Below are 24,145 nucleotides of genomic sequence, written 5' to 3' on the forward strand. Positions count from 1 at the left end.
GCCCAATATTACCGACACTTTTACTAACTTTGCAGGGATTTAAAACAAAAAACAAAGAATATGCGTCGATATATTTTCATTCTTTCACTTTTGTTTCCTTTCTTATTCGTGGCTGCGCAGCCTAAACATGAAGTTCGTGCCGCATGGCTTACGGCTTTGTATGGTCTTGACTGGCCTCGCACACGTGCTTTAAGTCCTCAAAGTATCCGCAAGCAAAAAGAAGAACTAGTGGATATTCTCGATAAGTTGAAAGCAGCCAACTTCAATACCATCCTGTTTCAGACACGTACACGCGGAGATGTATTATATCCTTCATCCATCGAACCTTTCAACTCTATCCTGACAGGCAAATCGGGTGGAAATCCCGGATATGACCCGCTCGCTTTTGCCATTGAGGAATGTCATAAGCGAGGTATGGAGTGCCATGCCTGGATGGTGACTATCCCATTGGGAAACAGAAAACACGTTGCTTCTCTCAGCAGCCAGTCTGTCACCAAACGGGTGAAAGATATTTGCGTACCTTACAAAAATGAATATTTCCTTAATCCGGGACATCCGGGTACTAAAGAGTATCTGATGAAACTGGTGCGGGAAGTCGTAAGCCGTTATGATATAGACGGGGTGCATTTCGATTACCTGCGTTATCCGGAGAATGCTCCTCTCTTTCCCGACAAGTACGATTTTCGCCGATATGGTAAAGGGCGCACAGTAGAGCAATGGCGGCGGGATAATATTTCGGAAATCGTGCGCTATATATATAAAGGTGTAAAAGCGATGAAGCCGTGGGTAAAGCTCAGTGCCAGTCCGGTAGGAAAGTACCGGGATACTTCGCGTTATCCTTCCCGCGGATGGAATGCTTTCTTTACCGTTTATCAAGACCCGCAAGGATGGCTTGGCGAAGGTATCATGGACCAGATATATCCAATGATGTATTTTCAGGGAAACAGTTTCTATCCTTTTGCCCTCGACTGGCAGGAACAGAGCAACGGACGGCAAGTGATTCCGGGACTCGGCATTTATTTCCTTCATCCCGACGAAGGAAAATGGACGCGTGATGAGATAGACCGCCAAATGAACTTCATCCGCAGTCATAAATTAGCGGGTGAAGCACACTACAGGGTGAAATATCTCATGGAGAACACACAAGGCATCTACGATGAATTGGCGGAAAATTTCTATGCATATCCGGCTTTACAGCCCCCGATGCCTTGGCTGGACAATGTTCCGCCTACGGCTCCGTCCGAACTGAAAATAACGAATATCGAGAATGGATATACGGAATTAAAATGGCAGGCTGCTACGGATAATGACGAACGCAACAAACCGATGTACATTATTTATGCTTCCAATGACTATCCGGTAGACATCAGCCGACCGGAAAATATCGTTGCGCAGAATATCAGGGAGACAAGTTATATCTATGCCCCTATCCTGCCCTGGAATGCTAAAAAGCATTTTGCGGTTACTGCCGTTGACCGTTACGGAAATGAGAGCCTCCCCGTACAGGAGTAAATATACAAAAAGGCAACTAAATCCCAATGAGATAGTTGCCCTTATTATATTAAAACTCACATGAGCCGAATGACAAATTTGTAATATAGCCCTTTAAGAATATGCTTACTTACCGTAAGTCTCTACCAAAAATTCATCCAGGTAAGCACCACGCATATTCGATTTATAAAAATTCCCCTCTTTATCAAGCAGCAGACAAGTGGGAACACCGAGAATGTTATATTTCTCTTTTACATCACCTTCCAGTCCACCGGGATTGCGAAGTTGAGTCCACACCATTCCTTCCTCTTTCATAGCCTTTTGCCAGTCATTTTCTTTAGCATCCACAGAAATACTGATGATTTCGAAGTCCTTATATTTATTGTGCACTTTCACCAAGTGAGGAATTTCACCACGGCAAGGACCGCACCAGCTAGCCCAAAACTCCAGCATCACATATTTGTCCTTCGGAACTAAAGAAGAAAGCATCACCTTTTCTCCCTTCGTATTCAGAAGTTCAATATCTATATAAGGTTCACCGATAGCCAACTTCCTGGTCGTTACAGCAACTTCCTTCAGTTCTTCCAACCGCTTGGTTCCTGCCCACGGCCCTTCCAACAGTCCCAGCAACTCATCTATTTCAGAAGAAGTAGGAGTAGCAGTATAACCTTTTATTATGTAAGAAGCCTCATCAAAAGCAACTACCGAAGAAGTATTTTCCCTGATAAATTTCCATATAGCTTCTTTTACTTGTCCGGCAAATTCTTTCTCAGCCTTTACGATTTCAATGCCACGTTCCGTTGCATCTTTCCCTTCGTTTTCAGGTATAAAATATTCTTTTACATATTGATTCCCTAGTTTACTCAACTCTTCGGAAGCCTCTTGGGTAGACGCCTTCAGTTTATTATATAAATCCTGAGACGCAGAGCCTTTAATAACAGGCTTTCCCTTACGTTCCGGATTATAATAATAAGAAGGCAGGGTGGCTACATCTCCATCAAAAGTGATGTCACTATTCTCCAAATAAAAATTGACTTTAAACTTTTTATTCCGATAATCGGGCTGTTCCGTACCCGGTTCGTTAATGTCAATAATCAAAGAATACATCTCCGGAGCATCTATCTTTCCTTTCAATGAGAATTTACCATCCTTCACGATGGCACTATCCAGTTTTACCGGAGGAAACGCCTGTTCGTCCGATAACATTACTCTTGCACCCTCGGCATCACCTTTCAGCGTGCCAGTAATAGTGTAACCTTCTGCTTTCTTTTCCTGACAGGCCATCAGAGATAATGCACAAAGCATTAATAAGAATACTCTTTTCATAATTATTTTATATAGATTGATATTCGGGATTCTGCACCAACAAAGTATTTCCGGCCATAGCCGTTCTGGGAATAGGAAGAAGGATCTGATTGAAGGCTGGCAGTTGGGCTTTCTCGGCTGTTGTCCAGCTTTCAAATCCACCTTTCTGATGATAACGCACCAAGTCGAACCACTCTTCCCCGCTCTCAACGCTGAGTTCCATCAGCTTGTTTTTCAAGACCATGCCCAGCACATCCGCATCTGTGATACGATCTACGTAGTCTTCAGCATATCCGGCACGGTCGCACAGCGGACGCATTAATTCACGTGCGACATCATAATGCCCCAAGCGTGCCTCCGCTTCCGCCTTTATATAATAAACCTCGGGCAAACGCATGAAATAATAGGAATTAACGTCTGAATAACCATCTACTATCAAAGGATATTTTGCTGTTTTATTCGTGTTTCTTATGCCCTCATAAGTGGCTTGATAACGAGGATCCAATTTTCCGTCTTCTCCCATCGTTTTTCCCAAAGTAATCAGCAGTCGTCCTACTTCTGTGGCACTCCAATTTGAACTGACCAATTCGGAAGTCGCTTTATTAACATACGGAGCAAACAGCATTTCAGGAGAATTAAACTGGGTAGTGAAAACAGTAGTGAAATCTTCTTCCAGTCCATATCCACAGTCTTCTGCCTCATCTATCACCTCACCTGCCCATTCCGCCGCATTCGTATATTCACCCTTTGTCAGATAAACACGGGCCATCAATGCCTTAGCAACCAATGTACTAAACAAAGAATGTTCATATTGATAAGCAGGCGCATTGACAGAAGCGAACTCCAAATCATCTTGTATCAGTTTATAACAATCGGAAACTTTGGAACGGGCTTTCGGTTCATTATCACGTACCGGCTTTTCATAAAGAACGATACCGTATTCTGAATTGTTATCATAATATTCGCCAAACAAGCGCAACAGATGTATATTTATCAAGGCACGCATACAACGGGCTTCACCCAACATTTCATTTTTACGCGTTTCGGACAAATCGGAAGGATTACTCGTGTTTAAGTTATCAATGAATGAGTTTACTGCATTGATGATATAATAATAACCTCTGTACGCATTCTCGACGCCTATGTTTTCGACCTTTATAGCTGTCTTATTCTGGCTGTCGCCCATAAAATCCTTGGAACCGCTAGTATTCGTTTTGCCATAAGTGCCTGCCCAGACAGACATGCAAGCACGGAAGATACATACATCATAACTACGTACACTGCTATACACCCCACTCAAGGCCATCTGTGCAGTACTTGCATCAACAATTACAGTCTCATCATCCACCACGTGCTGAGGTTTGATGTCATCAATGCTCCCCATTAAGTCACAAGATTGAACCGCAACCGAGACAAACAACAGGGAGAGAAGTTTATAAATTAGTTTCATATATTCCTGTTTTTAAATCATTAAAACTGTACCTTCACTCCTAGAGAGAATGTACGGCTCATGGGATAAGGGTCACTGGAAGAACTCATTTGCGTCACTATGGTTCCGATTGACTCCGGATCCAAACCGGGCCAATTGGTGATGGTAAACAGATTGGTGACCGTAGCAAATACAGATGCATTCTTCACTCCCCATTTAGAAGTCATCGCCTGAGGCAATTTGTAGGACAGCGTTATGTTTTTCATACGCAGGTAAGAAGTCTTGAAAACATAACGGTCATTATCCGTCAAATTATAGGATTCACGCCCCATAAATACCAACTGGGGATAACGAACATTCGTGTTTTCAGTAGTCCACGTATTTCCATAAAGTTCGCGCAATACACTCTGTCCCAATGCTCCTACCATATCTGTTTGCAAATTACCGTAAAGAGCCTCGCCACCAAACTGGTATTGCAAGAGAAACGACAGGGCAAAATCTTTATAAGTCAATGTATTCAGCCATCCACCAAAACATTTCGGCTCAGGATTGGCTATTACTACACGGTCGTTGACATCAATCATACCATTACCGTCTATATCCTGCATAATATAGTCGCCCACCCCAGTATTGGTCTGATAAATCCCGGTAGGAGAAGCGGCATTCAATGCTTCCAGTTCGCTCAAATCCTGACAGATACCCTTCACCTTATATCCCTTCAAAGTTCCGGCAGGCATTCCTTCAATATAAGCATCCTGCATACCAGCACTGATGGTAGCACCGTTCAGACGCTTAATCTTATTACGGTTGGCAGCAATATTGAAATTCGTATTCCAGACAAAATTCTTGCTGCGGATGATATCACCGCCGATATTCACCTCCACACCATTATTGGTCATATCAATGATATTGCTGTAATAACTCTTAAAACCGGACTCCAGTATATGGGGCGCAGGAGCCAAAGCCCCGTCCGTATAGCGATGATAGACATCAATACTACCGGTCAGACGATTATTGAAAAAACTGAAATCCACTCCCACATTATATTCCGTAGTCATTTCCCAACGGACACCGGTATTGGGAAGCAAATCCTGCAAAGTGGTAGTGGAATTACCCATATATTTATCTGACCCCAAAAAGAATTGCTTGTAAGAAAAGTCAGCTACATTCGTAGAACCTGTCTTACCCCAACTAAAGCGCAATTTCAAATCATCTATCTGAGTGATACTTTTCAGAAACTTCTCATTGTTTATTCTCCAGCCCAATGATATGGCAGGGAATACACCCCACTGATTGGCAGGGCCGAATTTGGAAGAAGCGTCTGCACGAAGGCTGGCTTCAACCAGATAACGACTGTCATAATCATAAGTGGCACGTCCATAAACCGAATTCAACCCGCTACGCGAGTAGAAATCAGAATACTGAGTTATCATGCTTGCAGACCCCGGATTATTCAACACTTCATCATTGGGAAAACCCTGATACATATTACTGTTGGAATCCATCCAATAACGGTCTGCACCATATCCAGCCATAACGGTAATGCCATGTTTGTCTATGTTCAGGTTATAATCGGCACGGAAATTAATAGAAGTATTGGTTATTCCTGTATTATAAGTCGATAATAAGGAAGGAGACAAGTCCACCACATCATACTCAGGCATCTCTACTTTCATTTGAGTATTTTTCGGACTGAAATAACTACTCTTGAATGTATAGCGCGATATATTGATATCCGCCCGGAACTTCAATCCCTTCAACGGAGTAATTTCTGCATATGCATTTCCCAGGAACTGGTCATTGACATATTCTGCTTTACGCTGCAATTGGGCTACCGGATTAGCGTCATACATATATACGCCTCCTCCTGAGCCATAGGCTCCTGATACATTAATCCAATTGTAGTTACCATTCTCATCAAAAACCGACACATCAGGGCGTGTCTGCCAAGTACCGCTACTGGCTCCCATAAAGGATTCCTGCGAACCACTCTTACGGTTAGAATAAGAATAGCTCAAGGTAGCTCCCATAGAAACATAGCTATTAATTTCTGTATCCAAAGATAAACGAGCCGCGTAACGTTCCAAATTATCATTTATCAAGAGCCCTTCCTGATTTAAGCCGTTAAAAGAGAATGAATAGTTGGTCTTCTCCGAACCGCCGCGTACTGCTACATTATACTGATGAGTCGCTGCATTTTTGTTTCTCACTTCCTGTGCCCAGTCGGTGTTGGCTGTTCCATACTTAGAGTCATCTATTCCGTCATACGCCAATAAAGACGGAATGTCATTTTTATCATATTGGAGTACTCTTACTTTACCAAACTGATTCATTAAATCCACAATCTCGTTAGCATCGGACATTCCAATATTTACCGCATTCACCGTGTTTTTCAGAATCGTATTCTGCAACTCCTTGAACTCAAAAGTATTCAACGGATCATAGTTCTTCACCGGATTGCCGACAGAGAAAGTATAACCTGCCTCCACAGTAACCTTCTCGCCTTTCCGCCCGCCTTTGGTCTTGACTATGATAACTCCATTGGCGCCACGGGAACCATAAATTGCCGTAGCGGCAGCATCCTTCAGCACATCAATACTTTCTATATCGCTGGGGGCAATGTTCATCAAAGGATTCAATGAATTGTTTTCCATAAACATGGGTACTCCGTCAATGACATACAAGGGTATATTATTATCTTGTCCGGTCACCATATTAGGATATGGGGAAGTGATGCCACGCACATTAATCTTCAATGCCGCACCCGGCTCGCCGCTGGTAGTTGACACTAACACCCCCTTGATATTACCCGCCAACATATTATCCATGGTGGCGGAAGTGGCCGAAAGTCGTTCCATCTCTTTTTTATCCATAGAAGCAATCGAGCTTGTCAGGCTCTTCTTATTCTTGCTGCCATAGCCTATTACTACCACATCATCCAAGACAATATCATCCGGTTCCAACACCACATTATGAGAAGAGACACCGGTATAGAGATATACCTGAGTCTTCATCCCGATAAATGAATAAATGATTTTTTGTCCTTTAGTACCCTGGAATTTCAAATGATAACGGCCGTCAACATCTGTCACCGTTCCGTACGTAGTACCTTCCAATGAAACCGAAACTCCCGGAAGTTCTATCCCGTCCTTGTCAGTCACCTTTCCTTCTAAAACTGCTTCTCTACTTTGTTCTACAGAATGCACTAAATTCATGTTTGTCTTATCAGACTCACCGGACATCCCGGCCACGTTCGAAAAAGAAGGACTGGCAAATAGAATTAGTGCAGAACAACAAATCCATTTAATCATACGAGTTTTTTTATATTCATGATTTGTTTTGTTTCTACGTTAGAATACAAATATATGAATTATTATACAACTCTTTAGTTTTTTTGAATAATAAATCAAGATTAGACTAAAAAAAGTTCAACTTAAAAAAAAAGTAGCCCTATATTATAATTCTTTGTTATACATATTCATTTCCAAGTTCAAGGGATTTACATATTGCTCATGGATGGAATACTTTCTTTACCGTTCAAAATACGTAATACTACATAACGGTTCTTCGCCAAATTTGGTGGTAATCTCTTTTTTATTTCGATGGTTTTCCTCTTCTTCTTCCTTAATCCTATAAAAAAATTGTAGATATGTTTGCTTTTTAGTAACTTTAAAGACACCACATCATTAAGAGTTACAATACAACAAGCCATATCTACAACGTACAAATATACATCAAAAAAAGAAAATACTCCTACCAATAGGGGATTATTCCATGATTTCAGCTTCAGTCTTGGCTACGATAATCTGCAACAAGATGGTATCTCTGAAGCTGTTGGCTCATTGACGGTCTTTTTACATACGGTTGGCAAGGGGGCTTCCTGTCCTTATTGCGGACATTTCAGTCACCGATTGCACTGTTACTACTCCCGTCATATTCAGGATCTTGAAGTTTACGGTCATAGTTTGGAGTTAGTCATCAAGGTTGGTAAATATTATTGTGACAATGTTTCTTGTCCGCAAAAAATATTCTGCGAACCGTTGTCTTTTCTGGCTCGTCGGTATGGTAGACGGAGCTATCTTGTTGAGGAACGCATCAGATCGATAAGCTTGGAACTTACTTCCCAAAAGGCCTCTTCTCTTTTGCAACTGTTCCATATAACGGCCAGTAGCTCTTCCTGCTTACGCATCCTACAACAGTGCGGGCAACATAATCCTATGCATAATAAAAGTATTTATGTAGGTATTGATGATTTTGCCTATAAAAAAGGTAAGGATTATATGAGTGTGGTCGTAGACCAGATGACACACATACCTATTGCTTTGTTAGAGGATAGAAGCGGAGAAGCACTTGATAACTGGCTCATCCGGAATCCTCAAATACAATATATAACGAGAGACCGTGGAAGATGTTTCACAGAGGCTATAAACAGAATAATCCCTGGTGTTACACAAATCTGCGACCGGTTCCATCTAATCAAGAATATGACGGACACGATCATACCGGAAATAGAGAAAATGATTCGTCAGACCAAGCAAAAGCTCAAGTACGAATATCCTGACAGAGACACGGCTTCTTCGTTAATTCTTCAGGACATATTTAACATGGGAGATGTCCGACACAGAGAAAAATTGAAGATATACAGGGAAAGCCTGAACTTAAAAATGCAGGGGATGACCATTGAGCAGACAGCCACACATTTGGGCAAGAAAAGTCGCTACATTTATAAGTTCATTCACAACAGGAGAATAGGGGCATACTTGAATGAGCAACAGAAGACAGCTCTTAAATATGTATCCGAACTGGCTACAATCATTAGTGCGGGCTGTATTACCCGAAAAATATTGGCACAAAAAATGGGGAGTAAAATCAGTGGCGCACTTATTGGAAGGATAACATCAAGCTTGCGAAAAATGTATCAACAAAAGAGGAAGGAAGTCAAGGAGCATAATGAGAGCATTGAAAACGGAAGTAAAACACAGAGAGTTTCACAGAATCAGATACGCAAATACATTCTAAAGGGAAAATCGGATAATCCTAAACTAGCGGAACTGTATAAATCCTCACCACAGATTAAAGAACTCTTAAGCGTGTGTCAGAATTTCAGAGATATGATTAATGGGAACACTTATGATAAGGATATTAGAAAGTGGATTGAAAAAGCGAAGGCAACACGGAATATGGCACTGACGAACTTTGCATATGGTATTGAAAAAGATTGGGAGGCAGTACAGGCAGCTATTGATATCCCCTTCAGTAACGGATTACTGGAGGGGACAGTGAATAAAATTAAAGCAGTAAAAAGACAGATGTACAATAGGGCAGGAATTAAACTACTGAGAGCGAAGATTCTTTATTCACAATAGAAGAAGTACCACCAAATTTGACGAAGAACCATTATGTAATATTGATAGCAGTATCAAGCAAGAGACATAGATAAAAATCAAAGAGGAATAACAACTTTATGTTCCTTCTGATTTCTAAAAATAACGAACTTGACTTCTTTTTGTGTATCCACATATTTCAACGCCTCTTTCATATCAGCTAAATTATTGACAGGCTTTCCATTTACACTAAGAATAGCGTCATTCGGAGCAATAAAATCTCTGACCGGACTCCCCAAAGCATCTACTGAAACGACATAAACTCCCCGTTCCGTATCCATACCGGTAGCGGAGCGTTCTTCCAATGTATCCAGATTCTTAAACGTTACTCCTTTCCAAAGCATCGTCTTGATATCCGTAACATGACCTGCCACAAGCGGAACGGGCATAACAGGACTTTCAGCCAACTGTTTCAAATGAGAAGACAACACTCCAAAATTATTCATCGGAAAATTACGGAAACCTCCTTTCATTATCGCTTCAGAATCGTCTGCTACATTAAAATTACCTTCCGCAGCATCTATAAACTTGATTGCAGCTACTATAGAATGAGCATCTCCACCAAGTTGGCGAGCTGCAAGATACGACAAACTGTCTGTAAAGATATTATAGTCTACTTCCATTCCCCAGCCATACACTCTTATAGGTTTATATTTGGTCATTACAATATTACGTGAAAAAACATCTCCGCTATTTTTAAACCACAAATGCGGGTGAAGCGTATTATTAACGATAATATTATTTTCAACAGTCCGATAAAAACCTTCACGCAATTTAATCCCACCATTCAGACAAAGATTATTGTAAATTTGATAATTACTGGAACCATCGTCCAAATCGATATCCCATCCTCTATCACAACGCAACCGATTATGACGGATAATGATAGGTTCGATTACATCTGCCAAAATCAATGCCGGGTTTTCATCCGTAATTTGCGTCATTACATTATAATTCGGATGCCAAAAACGGTCACGCCCCCAAGAGTTGATAGTTCCATGGTCGCCCGTTTCTTTCACGGTGTTAAAAATATCGTTGTATTCGATAATATGTCCTCCCCAAGTACCTTCACTGATATTAATTCCGGCACGGGGAGTATCGTAAATACTGTTATGACTTACTGTAATGTTACGGCACATGGAAAGTTCCACTCCTGTAATCTGCTTTTCAAACAAACCGATAGTACATATCAAATTATCATAGACCTCACAATAAGCAGGATGATTGTCATTCTGAGAACCTTTAACAGTATCCATTTTATCCAAAGGAACAAATTCCCCGTACCTAAAACTCGGTGAACGTAGTCCCGCCCTATCTCCGACAAAGCAGATAGCACTGGCTCCAATAGAAGTCAGGTAAGAACCGGCCACTGCAGAATTGCGGTTATATTTATCAAAAAAGACACCGTTTCCACCTACATGATGGATATAGCAATCACGCAGGGTACATTTTTCCGTTCCCCTGAAAATAACGGCTCCTCCCCGGTATATCGTCCAGTCCGAACGGAGCAAAGGCTCATAATGTTCCATAAATGTCCGTATCGTTTGCGTCAGTTCTATTCCTTCAATGGTTATGTTTTTCACCGGATGGGATGAAGTTCCTGCTATTTCAATCAAGTTTTTAAGTTGCGGAGTTTCAAACACCAGCTCGTCTATATTTTCATCGGACAAAGGATAATAATACAACCAGCCTTCTTGTTTATCATAGTACCATTCTCCCGGAGCATCCAGTTCTTCAAAGATATTCTCTACCATCCTGTTTTCAGGATGGATTCCCATTGGACGGTTATTCTGCCAGCCACCTTCCAGTTGCAACTCTCCCTTTTCATTCTTACCTGTAATACGATAATGAAAATCACCCCAATCATGACTATGCATGGCATGAAGGTAACCTCCTTCCGGATTCTTCCATTTTTTCACTCGTTCCGGGGCTGTTGCCAAAGCAGATGTACCATTAAAACGAACAGCTGTTCTATCATAATCAGGATAACGCGCCATAGACCTCAAATCTCCGTTTACGATAAGCATATCCATAACCGGATTCCCTTTCACAGCAGCCCGCATGATACCATTTTTGTACTTTTCCCATTTCAAGTCCAAGGTAATTCCGCTCGATATTATAGCTTTCTCGCCGGGATAATTCCTTATTATCAATTCTTTTGAATCATTTCCATCATCAGAGGTCAGCACCAAGGGCTTGTCTAAAATATATTTTCCTTCCCTCAAATAAATTGTAGTACAGTTCTTATCCTTTCGAGCTTTTCCCACTGCTTCATGAATGATATGAAAAGGAGTTGCCGGACTGCCATCTCCACCGGATGATGCATAAGGAGAAACGTAATATATCGATTGAGCATAAATGCCTATAAATGGCATTGTTGATAAAAAAAGAAGGATTGTTTTTATTCTTCGTGTTTTCATATGATATGATTATTTGAGCTATATGTATAAACAAAGATAGACTAAATAAAATACTTAATTAACAAAAAATGAAATTTTAATAACTTTACGTACCATAAAAGAAATGGTATGGGGTGACATCAAAAAACAATCAATCCCATACCATTTCAGTTACCTGAAAAAAGAGCCAAATTATAAATCCATCTCTATATCAAAACTTTTACCTATGATACAAATATCAAAATAAAAAAATCTATTTTAATTTATAAGATAAATCATACTTTGTACCACCTACGGAAACTTCTACAGAAGCACCATCGGCATGGAATGTGCCGGAAGCTGCACCTGTATTATCTGTAAATTTAGCACTAATATTCAAGTTTGCACGTTCAGACTCATTCGTAAACGGATGGATTACTGTAATAAAACGTGCCGCACCTCCCATCGGTTTGGTTATACTCACCCTATACCATTTGCGTTGAAGTGTTTTCTCATTTTGCTTACTAGACGAGTAATTAGTGTTCCATTTATAGGCATATCCGGTAGTTGTTTCAACAAAAGTTTTAAAATACATATTATTGTTATCTTTAAATTTTGTATAAGCACCATATTGGAAGTTTGCACTGTTGTCATCAATAACAACATCACTCGCATTACCCAAATTAAAAGTCACATCAACCGTAGGAGTAGTTTTGCCGACATCATACCCCTCATCCACCAAAACAAAAAATGTCTTGTTCACAAAGAATACGGCACGACGATGTGTCAAGTCAGCATAGGACTTATTTTCCGTTACAAGCACATCGATATTGTCTTTGCTTTCTTGCAACAAGAATTTTCCGTTCATATAGCCATCCGCTATAGTAGCTGCATTTTTAGTCATGGTATTATGCATGGTTGTTGCCCGATATTGTTTACGCAAGTTATCACTTGCAGCATCTCCTCCATAAGTAAAGAAACCTGCATCCGGTAAGAAATTACGTCCGTCACGATACAAACTAAAGGTTCCGTTATCCGGCTGACAGTGCACATAGTTCTTGGGATTATTGTTATTCTTCAAAACCATCATTGTTGCATCCGGTGTCCACTTGCTGCGCAACATATAATAACCTCCATCCTTATAGAGTTGGATTAATTCTTCCGGTTGCTTTCCCTGTCTTCCTTCAGTTGCCATCCATTCTATCTCTTTATCATCAGGGAACATGGCCATATATCTACGGAAATTACCTAACAGTACACTTTTAGTCCATGAACTGGCACCTGTATCATTAAAATTATCAAAAGAATAATCGGGATACGTAATATCCATTACGAAACGGGCAGCTTTCTTCAATAATCCGACATAATTGGTCGGGAAATATCCGACTTTGTTGTTGACTTGTGCCATATTATAGAGCTTATTGCAAGCATAAACAGCTTCTATATGATAGCCCGGAGTTAATTCTACATGTACCCCATCGTCCAAAAATTGTGATTCTACCTGTTCAGTGATTTTCGCTGTACCTTCACTCAACCATTCTCCTGCTTTCTTAAATTCCGGCATTAATATTCCGGCAGAAACAACACTCTCCACTTGAGTAATAAGAATATTAGTCTCTTTATAATAATTCTTACGAATACATTCCACTCCATCCGACAGCGCAACAAGAAATGTAGAAAGCCATTCAGGAGTAAAGTTCTCCGATTGAATAAAATAAGACATTATATCAAGTTGTGCTTGTACTCGATGAGCAGGTTGAAGTCCATACCATTCCACATTTTTGTTTTTATCGACTTTCCCTTCAGGGCAAGGAAACGTTTTCAGCCAATCGCCATAAACCTCTATCCATGATTTGACATATTTTTCATCATGAGTAACCGTATATGCATTAGCCTGATATATCATCCACTGATGGCGATGCAACTGATAAACAAATTCAGCATCTCCCTTGTACTGTTCAGGGACATAATTCCAGTTTATTTCATCATCTTGTTTAAACAGGACATACGTTTCTTTCCCAGATGCATCTTTAGACTCATATTTATCTTTTATATAAAAACGATATTCTAAAGCCTGGTCAGCAATATTTTTATTGAAATCGCCAATAGAAGTCTGACCCAGATTTATATTAGGATTGGTAACATCCTCTCTATTCCGGTAGTATTCCAACAATTCGGAAGTAGCCGAGACGTAATCTTTCTTATCATAATATGCTTTCACTTTTTCCAAACCGGGATAATCAAGATTGATTACTTCAAAAAGTCTCGGAACTGTTGTTTCACTTCCACCATTATCCTCTTCCTTGACATGATTCTCAAAGAAAATAATCTTATCATCATTGCAGGCAGTCATGAACAGAGCCAGCAAAAAAAGCAAACTAAATATTTTTGAATTCATATTGTTTCAAATTTAATTAATTACCATTACTCCATCCCGGGTTTTGCCCCAAATCCGGATTCATATAAATTTCATTCTGGGGATAAGGGAATAAATACATCTTATCATTCCAGTACATTTGCTGTAACAACACCTTTTCATAAGAGAGGGAAGTGCCGCTCTTTGTTATCTTTACTCCATAAAGATTTCTGACTTCATCCAACCCTGCTATCCTCCAACGGCGAATATCATAGAAGCGATGTCCTTCAAAAGCCAGCTCAATACGGCGTTCGTTGCGAACCTTTGCTGTAAAGTCCGCTCCATTTTCAGTCACATGTTTCATATCAGCGCAGTCACGAACCTGATTCAAGGCTGCACGTGCCGTCAATGGACATCCTTCTGCCGTAGCATCCGGACCTTTCCACTCATTCATAGCCTCCGCATAATTCAACAATATCTCGGCATAACGGAACAAGACATAGTGATGATACAGTTTATTCGGTTTGTCCGGGTCAAGTGATACGGACGGATTCATATATTTACGCAGATAATATCCTGTTTTCGTTGAACCATCCAAGATCTTGTTTTTGCCACCTTCGAAAGTCTCCACCTTTTGTTTCTGCCATATAGAACCGTTAGTCAGTACGTTTTTGTATAAACGCAGATCGCGTGTTTCCTTATTGGAAGCATCATAATACATATTTGCCACATGAGTAGGATTATTCCAGTCAAAAGGAGTTCCGTCCTTCATTTCATAAGCATCTACCAAATTCTGTGTAGGCGTATTTCCTCCTTCCGCACCTTCATATCCCATCGGTTCATTGCGTGATTCAAAATCACTGGTAGTTTCAATGGCACGACACTCAAAAATCAACTGTTTGGACTTCAAGACCTCATTCCCCCCAAAATCCGAATACAACGGGTCAGTAGAAACTTTAGGCAATTGATATTTATTCATTTTTATAACCTCATAAGCCGCCTTAGCTGCCGCTTCCCACTTTGTCAAATCATGACCGGGGTTGTGCAAATCACTCGCCGCATACAGTAAAGCCCTTGATTTTAAAGCCAGTGCCGCGCCTTTGGTCACCCGACCTGTCTCACCTCTGACACCATCTTCCGGCAGTTCTCCTTCCCGGGTTATCTCCGTACATTCCTTTGCTATGAAATCTATCACATCCGCAAATGAAGTCTTTCGTACAGAATTAATCTCCTCCTGCGTATAAGTACGTGTTATCAAAGGAATATCCCCATAGCGCTTAGCCAGTTCGAATAAATAAAACGCACGCAAGAAACGGACTTCCAAAGAAAATTTAGAAGCCTTGTCTATCATTTCATCATAATCTTCATTATACTGAAAACGTTCAAGCACTTTCGGATCAAAATTTTCCAGGAATAAATTGGCGCTACGAACTCCGTTCCAAAAACTCCAGCCATCATCGACACGCTTTAGCGGGCTCCAAATACCATTGATTATATAATAGATACTATTATTTTCCCAAGTATAAACAGAGTTATCGGTAGCAGATTCCATCATCGCATCACTCACCCTCCCAAAATCAGTCGGCAAGAAACTGTATATATAAGCTACCGATGAGTTCATATTATTAAAATAACTGTAGGCTTCTTCCTTGGTTTTCCCGCTAGTTTCATCGTAATCAAGAAAATCACATCCGTCCAATAAAAACAGAGCGAAAGCCGCTACTACATAGTTCTTTATATTTCGCATAACTATCTTTATTTAAAAGTTAATATTCAGACCCAGACATACAGAGAATAAATCCGGATACCCCAATGTCAGATCTTCACAATTGAAATAATCAATCTTATCTATAGAAAATACATTCTGTGCCTTAGCATAAATCTGAAGTTTATCCAATTTTATCTTTTTCACCCATTTCTGCGGCAGATTATAATAGACATTCAGATTACGTAATTTCAAGAATGAACCATCTTCAATCCATTGTGTACTAGTCTGATAATTATTTTCATTTGACAATGTAGAAAGACGGGGTACATTGGCGACATCTTTCATAGCTTCTGTCCAACGAATCTTATCTTTCAAATACCAAGTCGCGATATTGGTATTGCCATTACGTAAGGGCTGATGTACATTTGCCACATTCAATTGTTTGGTCAGTCCACTCACTCCATTAAAGACCATATCTATTCCAAAGCCCTTATATTCAAAACCCAGATTCAATCCGAACACCATTTCAGGCACCGCTGTAGACTTGCCGATTGCTATCCTATCCTCACTATCTATCCTTCCATCTCCATTCTGGTCTTTATATTTCACATCTCCCGGACGAACCACCGAAAATGTTTGTTCCGGACTCTTGGCAATATCCTCCTCATCACGGAAATAACCAACGGCTTCCAATCCAAACAACTGCCCGACTTTATGTCCGCGTGTATATAAATAGTCGTAAGGCTGATAGACCTGTCCGTTTTCAACAATCTCACTATCGTTCAATGCCCAATTCGCATTTACAAAATAATTGAAGTCCTTATGTTGTCCACTCCATCCCAAACTCAATTCTACACCACGGCTCTTTACTTCACCTATGCAGGCTTTCGACGGGTCGATGCCTAGTATGCCGGACACATTATTATTAGCAACTAAAATATTAGTACGATGGTCATAGTACACCTCTACCGTTGCTGTGAAGTTCTTCCATAAACGCAGGTCTACCCCCACATTATATTTGTCTGCAGTCTCCAGATTCAGGCCATATACAGGTAACCTTTGTTCTTTCAAACCATTGACTACAGTCATACCATCTCCAAAAGGATATCCTGTACCCCCTGTCCAGAAATAATTCCCCAATCCATAATCAAGTTCATCTACCGCAGAACGTCCCCATGAAGCCCGAAGTTTCAACAAGTCCAGATTAGAAGCCCCTTTCAGGAAATCTTCGTTAGCCAAATTCCAACCGGCAGAAACAGCCGGATAGAAACGGAACTTATCACCTTTCAACAGAACACTTGTACCATAATAGTTGCCGACAACATCTACCATATAACGGTTGTCATAATTATAACCGACAAATCCCATGACATTCTGCCGATAGTAAGAGGCGTTATTTTCTAACGGTTCTTTCATATCCTGCCGATAGACAGCCGAAGCCGACAATTGATGCTTACCGAATGTGTAGTCATAATTCAATTTAGCCTCAACGCTGGCACGTATCAATTGGTCAGACAATACAGACTTGGTTATCTGCACCTTGCTATCCGTACCATAAGTTTCACTTACCGGGAGTCCCTCTTCCGACAGATAACCGACTTCATACTTATAAGTCTTACTACCTATATCCTGAAAAGTGGCGGTATTATCATAAGCGACAGCCACTTCCGCACTCAACCCTTTCAGGAACATAGAGAAATCTTGAGTAATTCGCATATCCGTTTCCAACATGCGACGATTTTCCTGTACATATCCCACATCTGCAATAGCCGCAATCGGATTCATCTTAAACAGAGTGTTACTCCCCCAATTATCATTCAATGTCTTCACCGGAAATGCAGCTGCAGGTACCTTATAAAAATTCTGGAAGATTGTATTAATAGCCGTATTCGGTCGCTTATCTTCTCCAATAATGCCATATAAGCCAAACTTCATCTGGGTGCTGGAAGTGATATCCACATCCAAATTCATACGCAGCCCTAGCTCATAAGTCCGTATTTGAGAATTATAACGGTCTGAATAGTGAGTATAATCTTCATTCAACAAACCAAACTTATTCTTATAATCCAACAATGCCATATAGCGTACTCTTTTTCCGCCACCACGCATCATTACGTTAAACTGATTGTTTTCGCTGAAGTTCCTTGTACCCTCTTCATACCAGTTAACGTTTGGATAAAAATTCGGGTTTGTACCATCCTTAAACCGTTCCAAATCCCTTTTCGTGTATTGCAACGGCAAGCCATCATAATACAGCGCTTCGTTCTGCGCCATAGCGTATGTATAAGCATCTGCCATTTCCGGCCGATTGACAGGAAAATCGAAACCATGACGATAGTTCACATCTACATCAAACGAATTATAAATACCTCTTTTTGTATTCACCAAGATTACTCCATTAGCCCCTCTGGCACCCATCAAAGCCGTAGCAGCACCATCTTTCAAGACTTGGACGGATTCTATTTCTTCTATTGTCATATTAGTCAGTCCCCGTTCAAATCCATCCACCAAAACCAAGGGAGCTCCGCTACCCAAACCACCACGACCACGTATATTCATGCCGGCATTAGCATCCCAACCAACCGTTTGAGTCAGATGAAGCCCTGATATCAATCCGAAAAGTGCGTTATTCACCCGGTCGGGAGAAGTCGCGTTCTTTTCCAGCAAGTCAGCATAAATAGCAGTCACAGACTGGGTTTGAGTGCCTTCTGTCCGCTTCAGAAATCCCAAATCAACAACCGCATCTTTCTTGATATCAAACACCAAATTCAGAGTATCCTCTGTGATTTTAATCCGTTTGGTTGCTATATCTGCATAATTTAGTTCAATATAATCACCTTTCTTCAACAGGAGTGAAAACAAACCGTCTTCATCAGTGACATTGTTATTTCTGTATTCTCCTACCTTTGATACCCTTACACCCGAAAGAGGTTTACCGGAGCCATCTTTCACAATGCCATTCATTATCTCCTGCGCCACCAGACTTACCGAAGAGATGAATAACAAGCCTATCGTAAATAATAATTTATTCATAATCAAATCGTTTAATTAATCTTATTACCAGCCGGGATTTTGAATCAATCCATATTTCTTATTGATTTCGCTTACAGGAAATGGCAATAAATACCAGTATTCATTCCAATAATATTTAATATCGTCACGCGTACTCACTACATACTCGAAACTACTTCCGACCTTCGTCGTTTCCAGCATTTCCATAGGACGTGTAGCCCATTCCGCACTTTTTTTATGACGTATCATATCAAAGTAGCGGACATCTTCCTGTCCGAATTCACGGGCACGCTCATCCAATAAATAGTTCAGCAAGGCATCACCTTGCGGCACTTTAGCGGAAGTTACTGCCGGCAACCCTGCACGTTCGTGCACGAGGTTCAGATAATCATAAGCAGTTTTCTCAAATTCATCGGGCACGTTAGCCTTTCCCAATTGGTTCATAGCTTCGGCTATACTTAAATAAATCTCTGGCATACGAATCATAGGACAAGAATAAGGCTTGCCTTTCATCTCATTCTTCTTGTCACGAATAAACTTGCGGAATCCATAGCCAAACTGTGTTTTCTTCTGCACAGAACTTCCCGAACCATATCCTTCGCGTCCGCCTTTATAAACTTCTGCTGTCCGTCCTTGCCATTTATCACCATTTACAAGCAAGTTTTCATATAAACGTACGTCACGGTTCGGCTGCCCTTTTTCATCAAAAAACGGATGTGCACGATGTGTCGGATTATTCCAGTCGAACGTAGAACCATCCTTCCATTGGAACATGTCCGCATAATTTCCACGCGGGATACCATAACCGGATTCATACATACGGAACGGTTTATCTACGCCATCATAGGTTCCCCAACGGAAAGAAGCCATCACAACCTCCTGATTGCCTTTCGTAAAATAGCCGTTTACATAGTCCTCTCTGGGATTCCCGGTATTTTCAATCCTATAATAATCACCATTCTGCTTGTTCAAACGTAAGAACTCCCTTCCTGCCTCCAAAGCAGCCTCCCAACGACTATCCGACTGATTTCCATACCAAGTCAGAAGTTCAGTAGCCGCTTGTCCGTCATAATAGGGTGCTTTATTGTTAAATAGTGGACTGGCGACAAACAAGAGTAAACGAAACTTCAACGCTTTAGCAGCGGCTGCTGTCATATGTCCATATTCTTCAGCGGTGGTAGACCAAGGCAGATCGGCTGCCGCCTCATCCAACAACGCAACTGTTTTATTGACTGTTTCTTCCAACGTCAGACGAGGAAACTGGAAAATCTCATCTGCCGCATACGCGTGGTCTATCCAAGGCATGCCACCATAGAAACGAATCATTTGAGTATAGTGAAAAGCGATAACTACTTTAGCTTCCGCTTTTCGAATACGCTTTTCGTCATCAGTCATATCGGGAACTTTATCTACATTCTCAATATAGATATAAGCCTTCCTTATACCAAAAGAGGGATTTCCAGTCACTTCAGTAATCTGTGAATGAAAAGGGAAATAAGGAAAATTGATACAACTGGAAGAAGAATTAAAGTCTCCGCGTGTCCATGAGATTACTTGTGCATACCCCATATCAGTATATCCATCCAAAATAAGTCCCTCAGGATGGCACCCCCTCAAGGTAGGCATAAAATCCCACAAACTCTTATAAAACTGGTTCATAGCTTGATCCGCATATTTTTTGGAAGAAAACACCGTATCAATAGACACATCGTCACTATTAGGCTTCTCCAAGAAATTATCACCGAACTTCAGGTCTTCACATCCAATGAATAAGCTAGCCAAAAATCCGCCCAAAATAATTAAACTTTTGTTTTTCATAATAATCATTTTAAAAAGTTACATTCACTCCCAAACTGAAGATTTTCATAATAGGATATGTATTCGTATCACGTGTCAATTCTCCTTCGGGATCAAAAACTTTCAATTTGTCAAATGTCAAGAGATTATAGCCTGTAAATTGAACCGTCAACTTAGAGGCACCGATAGCTTTTAAAATCTTCTGCTGAGTAATATTATATCCAATCGTCAGATTTTTCAATTTGATGTATGAGGCATCTTTCAGCCATACGCTCGACGTCTCCTGATTAGTCGAACTTGCGACGGACAAACGGGGATACACAGCCGTTGCTGCCGTTTCAGGTGTCCAACGCCCGTCAGCCATATATTGATAAAGTACTTGCCCCTCATAAAAAGGACGTTTATAAGCATTCGCCATTTCAATATCACACTGGGCTACTCCCGTCCAGTTCATGGAAGCAAAAAAACCTTTATATTCTCCACCCCAATTTAAGCCGAACGTATAAGCCGGGCGTTTGGGGGTTCCTATCTTGGTCTGGTCGTCATTATCAATTATATTATCACCGTTCAAATCTGCAAACTTAATATCACCGGGGTACTTTTTCCCTTGCGGTTGAGGCAGATCCGCACGAACATTACCATCCGCATCAAAGTCATCCTCATTATAGAACCCTTGTGCCAAATATCCGAAACGGGCTCCCACTTCATGTCCGGTACGCCACATATAAGGTTCGTTCGGTTCTACTTCATCCTGATAAATAATCTTATTTTTAGAATAAGAGACATTTGTATTTATATAATATGAAAAGTCCTTAATACGATCATTCCATTTTAAATCAACTTCATATCCTTGATTATTTACTTTACCCATGTTAACCACAGGTAATATGCCATTCATTGCAATCAAGGAAGGAACGGTACTACGCTGTATCAGAATATCACGACGATTTTCCCGGAAGTAATCAACTGTCAACTTCAAACGGTCGCTGAAGAAATAAGCATCTATACCGTAATTCTGCTTTAAGGCAGTTTCCCAGGTTACATTCGAATTTCCCAGCATAAGCTCTTTCGCTGCCGTCTGATAGGCTGTATTTGTCAATCCGAAAATATACCCGTTCTTATCCTGGTAGGCTTTTTGAAGCCAATCGGAATTGTTTATTGAATAAGAGTCAGGCAAATAAAGGAAGCGGTTACTGGACATGTTGTCATTACCGACCAATCCAACAGAAGCACGCACTTTCAGATAGGTTAAGAAATCATTTTTGGGAATGAATTTCTCTTCTGTTATAACATAGCCTATAGAACCTGCAGGGAATGTACCAAAACGTTTATCCGGCGCAAAGTTCTCGGAACCATTATAGCCAATATTAAATTCTGCTATATATTTCGACTTATAATCATAAGTCAAACGACCTACCAAGCCAACATAAGCAGTCGGGACATCCCAAAACTTATCAGGATAATTAGGATAGTACTTTTTACTTTGGTTGTACAGTAATAAGGCACCGACATTATGTTCTCCGAATTTGCGATTATAACGAATACTTCCTTCCACATACCAGTCACGGGCACGTTTTTTATCACCGGTTCCATAAGTTTTCATCATATTTTCCCCCGTTATCCGATACACAAGGCTCTTATCAAAATCAGAGTCTTCGACATCAAGTCCCGATCCGTCTATTTCGGATTTATAAAAAGGAATATATGTTTCCACATGTCCCCGTACGGTTTTAATGTAAGAGTAATCTGTATTATATGCCCCTTTCACTTCAATAGAAAGCCCCTTGGTTATAAAATCCAGATTTTGCGACAAGTTCAAATCGAATGTCATATTATTCGAGACTTTGCGGTCATAACCATAACCATAAAACTTATCAATTACTTGATTCTCCATTTTAACTCCGGGAAAACGTGTACTCTGTGTCACCACTTTTTTCCCGTCGACAATTCCCGGAGATGAGAATGGCAACGACCACGTAAGCTGTTTCCATACATTACCACTGCCTCCCGGGTCACGCTGGTTGCCTACAATTCCGCCCATGCCGAACTTTAACGTAGTAGTACGTGTGAGGTTTACATCAAGGTTGGCACGATAGTTATAACGGGTATAGCTGTAATTGTTATCATAATCAAGCCCATCCAGTTGTTTAAATAAACCGTTCTGAAACAAAAAACCTAACGATACAAAATAACGGATATCTTTTGTTCCTCCGGAAATGCTTACATTATGTTGGGTTTGAACAGCAGCCTTATTCATCAAATAATCATACCAGTTCACATTGGGATATAGAATAGGGGAATCCCCCAAACGAAAACGTTCCATATCATACTCCGAGAAAGCTAGCTGGTCATCTGCAACTCCGTCATTACGTTGTGCCTCTCTGAATAAAGAAGCGGTTGTATAACTGTCTGCCACATCTAGTATACGGGTAGGCATCTGGATGCCGACATTCGAACTAATCGAGATTTTAGCCTTTCCTTCTTCCCCCCGGCGGGTAGTGACCAATATGACTCCGTTTGCACCGCGCACACCAAATACAGCCGTAGCCGAAGCATCTTTTAAAACATTAATAGATTCTATTTCATTAGGATCCATTTGATAAAAAGAACGCTCCACGCCATCCACGAGAATAAGCGGAGCAGCTCCCCCTTCCGTCAATGAGCCCACACCACGTACAAAGATTTTCGCATTGTCAGCTCCCGGTTGTCCACTTGCCTGCATGGAAGAAACTCCGGACAACTGCCCTGCCAAAGAGTTGGTAACACTGGCACTGGGTGATTTCAGTAAAGCCTCCGTACCGACACTTGATATAGCACCGGTCAATGTCGCCTTTTTCTGCACACCGTATGCAACAACCATTACTTCATCCAGACTTTGTACATTTTCCTGCAAACGTACATTAATCCCCCTTCGGGAGTTCACCTTTATTTCTTGTGACTGGTAGCCAATAAATGAAACCGATAAAATTGAATTTCCATCAGGTACCGTAATTGTATAACGGCCGTCAATATCTGTGATAACTCCTGTGGAAGTCCCTTTCACTTGTACAGTAGCACCAATAATAGGTTCGCCACCCTCACTCGTAACAACCCCTGTTACTTTTATACTATTGTTCTGTTGTAAACCGGAACTGACCCACTCTTTGTCGGCGTCACTGCCCGACCAAATCCTACTCGTCTCTGCGGAATAACAAATCTCGCCCCACAAAGACGACCTGATACATACGGCGATAAATAAAACCTTCCGCATGCGACCTGTTAAGATGTTTTTCATACTTTGATAAT

11 protein-coding genes are annotated in these 24,145 nt (G+C 40.8%); 2 read left to right on the plus strand and 9 right to left on the minus strand.

All coding sequences use genetic code 11. The features are described 5' to 3' along the window. Positions 1–60: 60 nt before the first annotated feature. The gene (locus tag ACGHVY_RS12920; RefSeq protein WP_390599392.1) at positions 61–1,512 is read left to right on the plus strand and encodes a glycoside hydrolase family 10 protein; all 1,452 of its coding nucleotides are present in this window, start codon (positions 61–63) and stop codon (positions 1,510–1,512) included. A gap of 105 nt (positions 1,513–1,617) precedes the next feature. On the opposite strand, the gene ACGHVY_RS12925 is transcribed toward ACGHVY_RS12920, so the two are convergent. The 3 genes from ACGHVY_RS12925 to ACGHVY_RS12935 are packed head-to-tail and all read right to left on the minus strand — an operon-like array spanning position 1,618 to position 7,536. Then, positions 1,618–2,817, minus strand: coding sequence for a DUF4369 domain-containing protein (locus tag ACGHVY_RS12925; protein WP_390599393.1), 1,200 nt, complete (start codon positions 2,815–2,817; stop codon positions 1,618–1,620). Positions 2,818–2,824: 7 nt separating this feature from the next. Beyond that, positions 2,825–4,246 (minus strand): RagB/SusD family nutrient uptake outer membrane protein, encoded by a 1,422-nt coding sequence (locus ACGHVY_RS12930; protein WP_390599394.1) that lies wholly within the window; start codon positions 4,244–4,246, stop codon positions 2,825–2,827. A 20-nt stretch (positions 4,247–4,266) separates the two neighbouring features. Further along, positions 4,267–7,536 (minus strand): SusC/RagA family TonB-linked outer membrane protein, encoded by a 3,270-nt coding sequence (locus tag ACGHVY_RS12935; protein ID WP_390599395.1) that lies wholly within the window; start codon positions 7,534–7,536, stop codon positions 4,267–4,269. Positions 7,537–7,878: 342 nt separating this feature from the next. On the opposite strand from ACGHVY_RS12935, the gene ACGHVY_RS12940 reads away from it, so the two are divergent. Further along, positions 7,879–9,591: an ISL3 family transposase gene (locus ACGHVY_RS12940; RefSeq protein WP_390599396.1), complete on the plus strand. Its 1,713-nt coding sequence runs from the start codon at positions 7,879–7,881 to the stop codon at positions 9,589–9,591. A gap of 77 nt (positions 9,592–9,668) precedes the next feature. Here the strand turns inward: ACGHVY_RS12940 and ACGHVY_RS12945 are convergent, their stop codons facing one another. The 6 genes from ACGHVY_RS12945 to ACGHVY_RS12970 form a co-directional block, all read right to left on the minus strand. Beyond that, positions 9,669–12,029: a PDZ domain-containing protein gene (locus ACGHVY_RS12945; protein WP_390599397.1), complete on the minus strand. Its 2,361-nt coding sequence runs from the start codon at positions 12,027–12,029 to the stop codon at positions 9,669–9,671. 232 nt (positions 12,030–12,261) lie between these two features. After that, positions 12,262–14,385 (minus strand): heparin-sulfate lyase HepC, encoded by a 2,124-nt coding sequence (hepC, locus tag ACGHVY_RS12950; protein ID WP_390599398.1) that lies wholly within the window; start codon positions 14,383–14,385, stop codon positions 12,262–12,264. Between the two features lie 16 nt (positions 14,386–14,401). After that, positions 14,402–16,090, minus strand: a complete 1,689-nt coding sequence (locus tag ACGHVY_RS12955) for a RagB/SusD family nutrient uptake outer membrane protein (RefSeq protein WP_390599399.1) — start codon at positions 16,088–16,090, stop codon at positions 14,402–14,404. 12 nt (positions 16,091–16,102) lie between these two features. After that, the gene (locus ACGHVY_RS12960) at positions 16,103–19,084 is read right to left on the minus strand and encodes a SusC/RagA family TonB-linked outer membrane protein (protein ID WP_390599400.1); all 2,982 of its coding nucleotides are present in this window, start codon (positions 19,082–19,084) and stop codon (positions 16,103–16,105) included. Positions 19,085–19,108: 24 nt separating this feature from the next. Next, positions 19,109–20,881, minus strand: a complete 1,773-nt coding sequence (locus ACGHVY_RS12965; RefSeq protein ID WP_390599402.1) for a RagB/SusD family nutrient uptake outer membrane protein — start codon at positions 20,879–20,881, stop codon at positions 19,109–19,111. A 10-nt stretch (positions 20,882–20,891) separates the two neighbouring features. Further along, on the minus strand, positions 20,892–24,134 hold the full coding sequence (locus ACGHVY_RS12970; RefSeq protein WP_390599403.1) for a SusC/RagA family TonB-linked outer membrane protein: 3,243 nt from the start codon (positions 24,132–24,134) through the stop codon (positions 20,892–20,894). Positions 24,135–24,145 lie beyond the last annotated feature (11 nt).

The sequence above is a fragment of the Bacteroides sp. f07 genome (assembly GCF_042854785.1).
Lineage (GTDB): Bacteria > Bacteroidota > Bacteroidia > Bacteroidales > Bacteroidaceae > Bacteroides.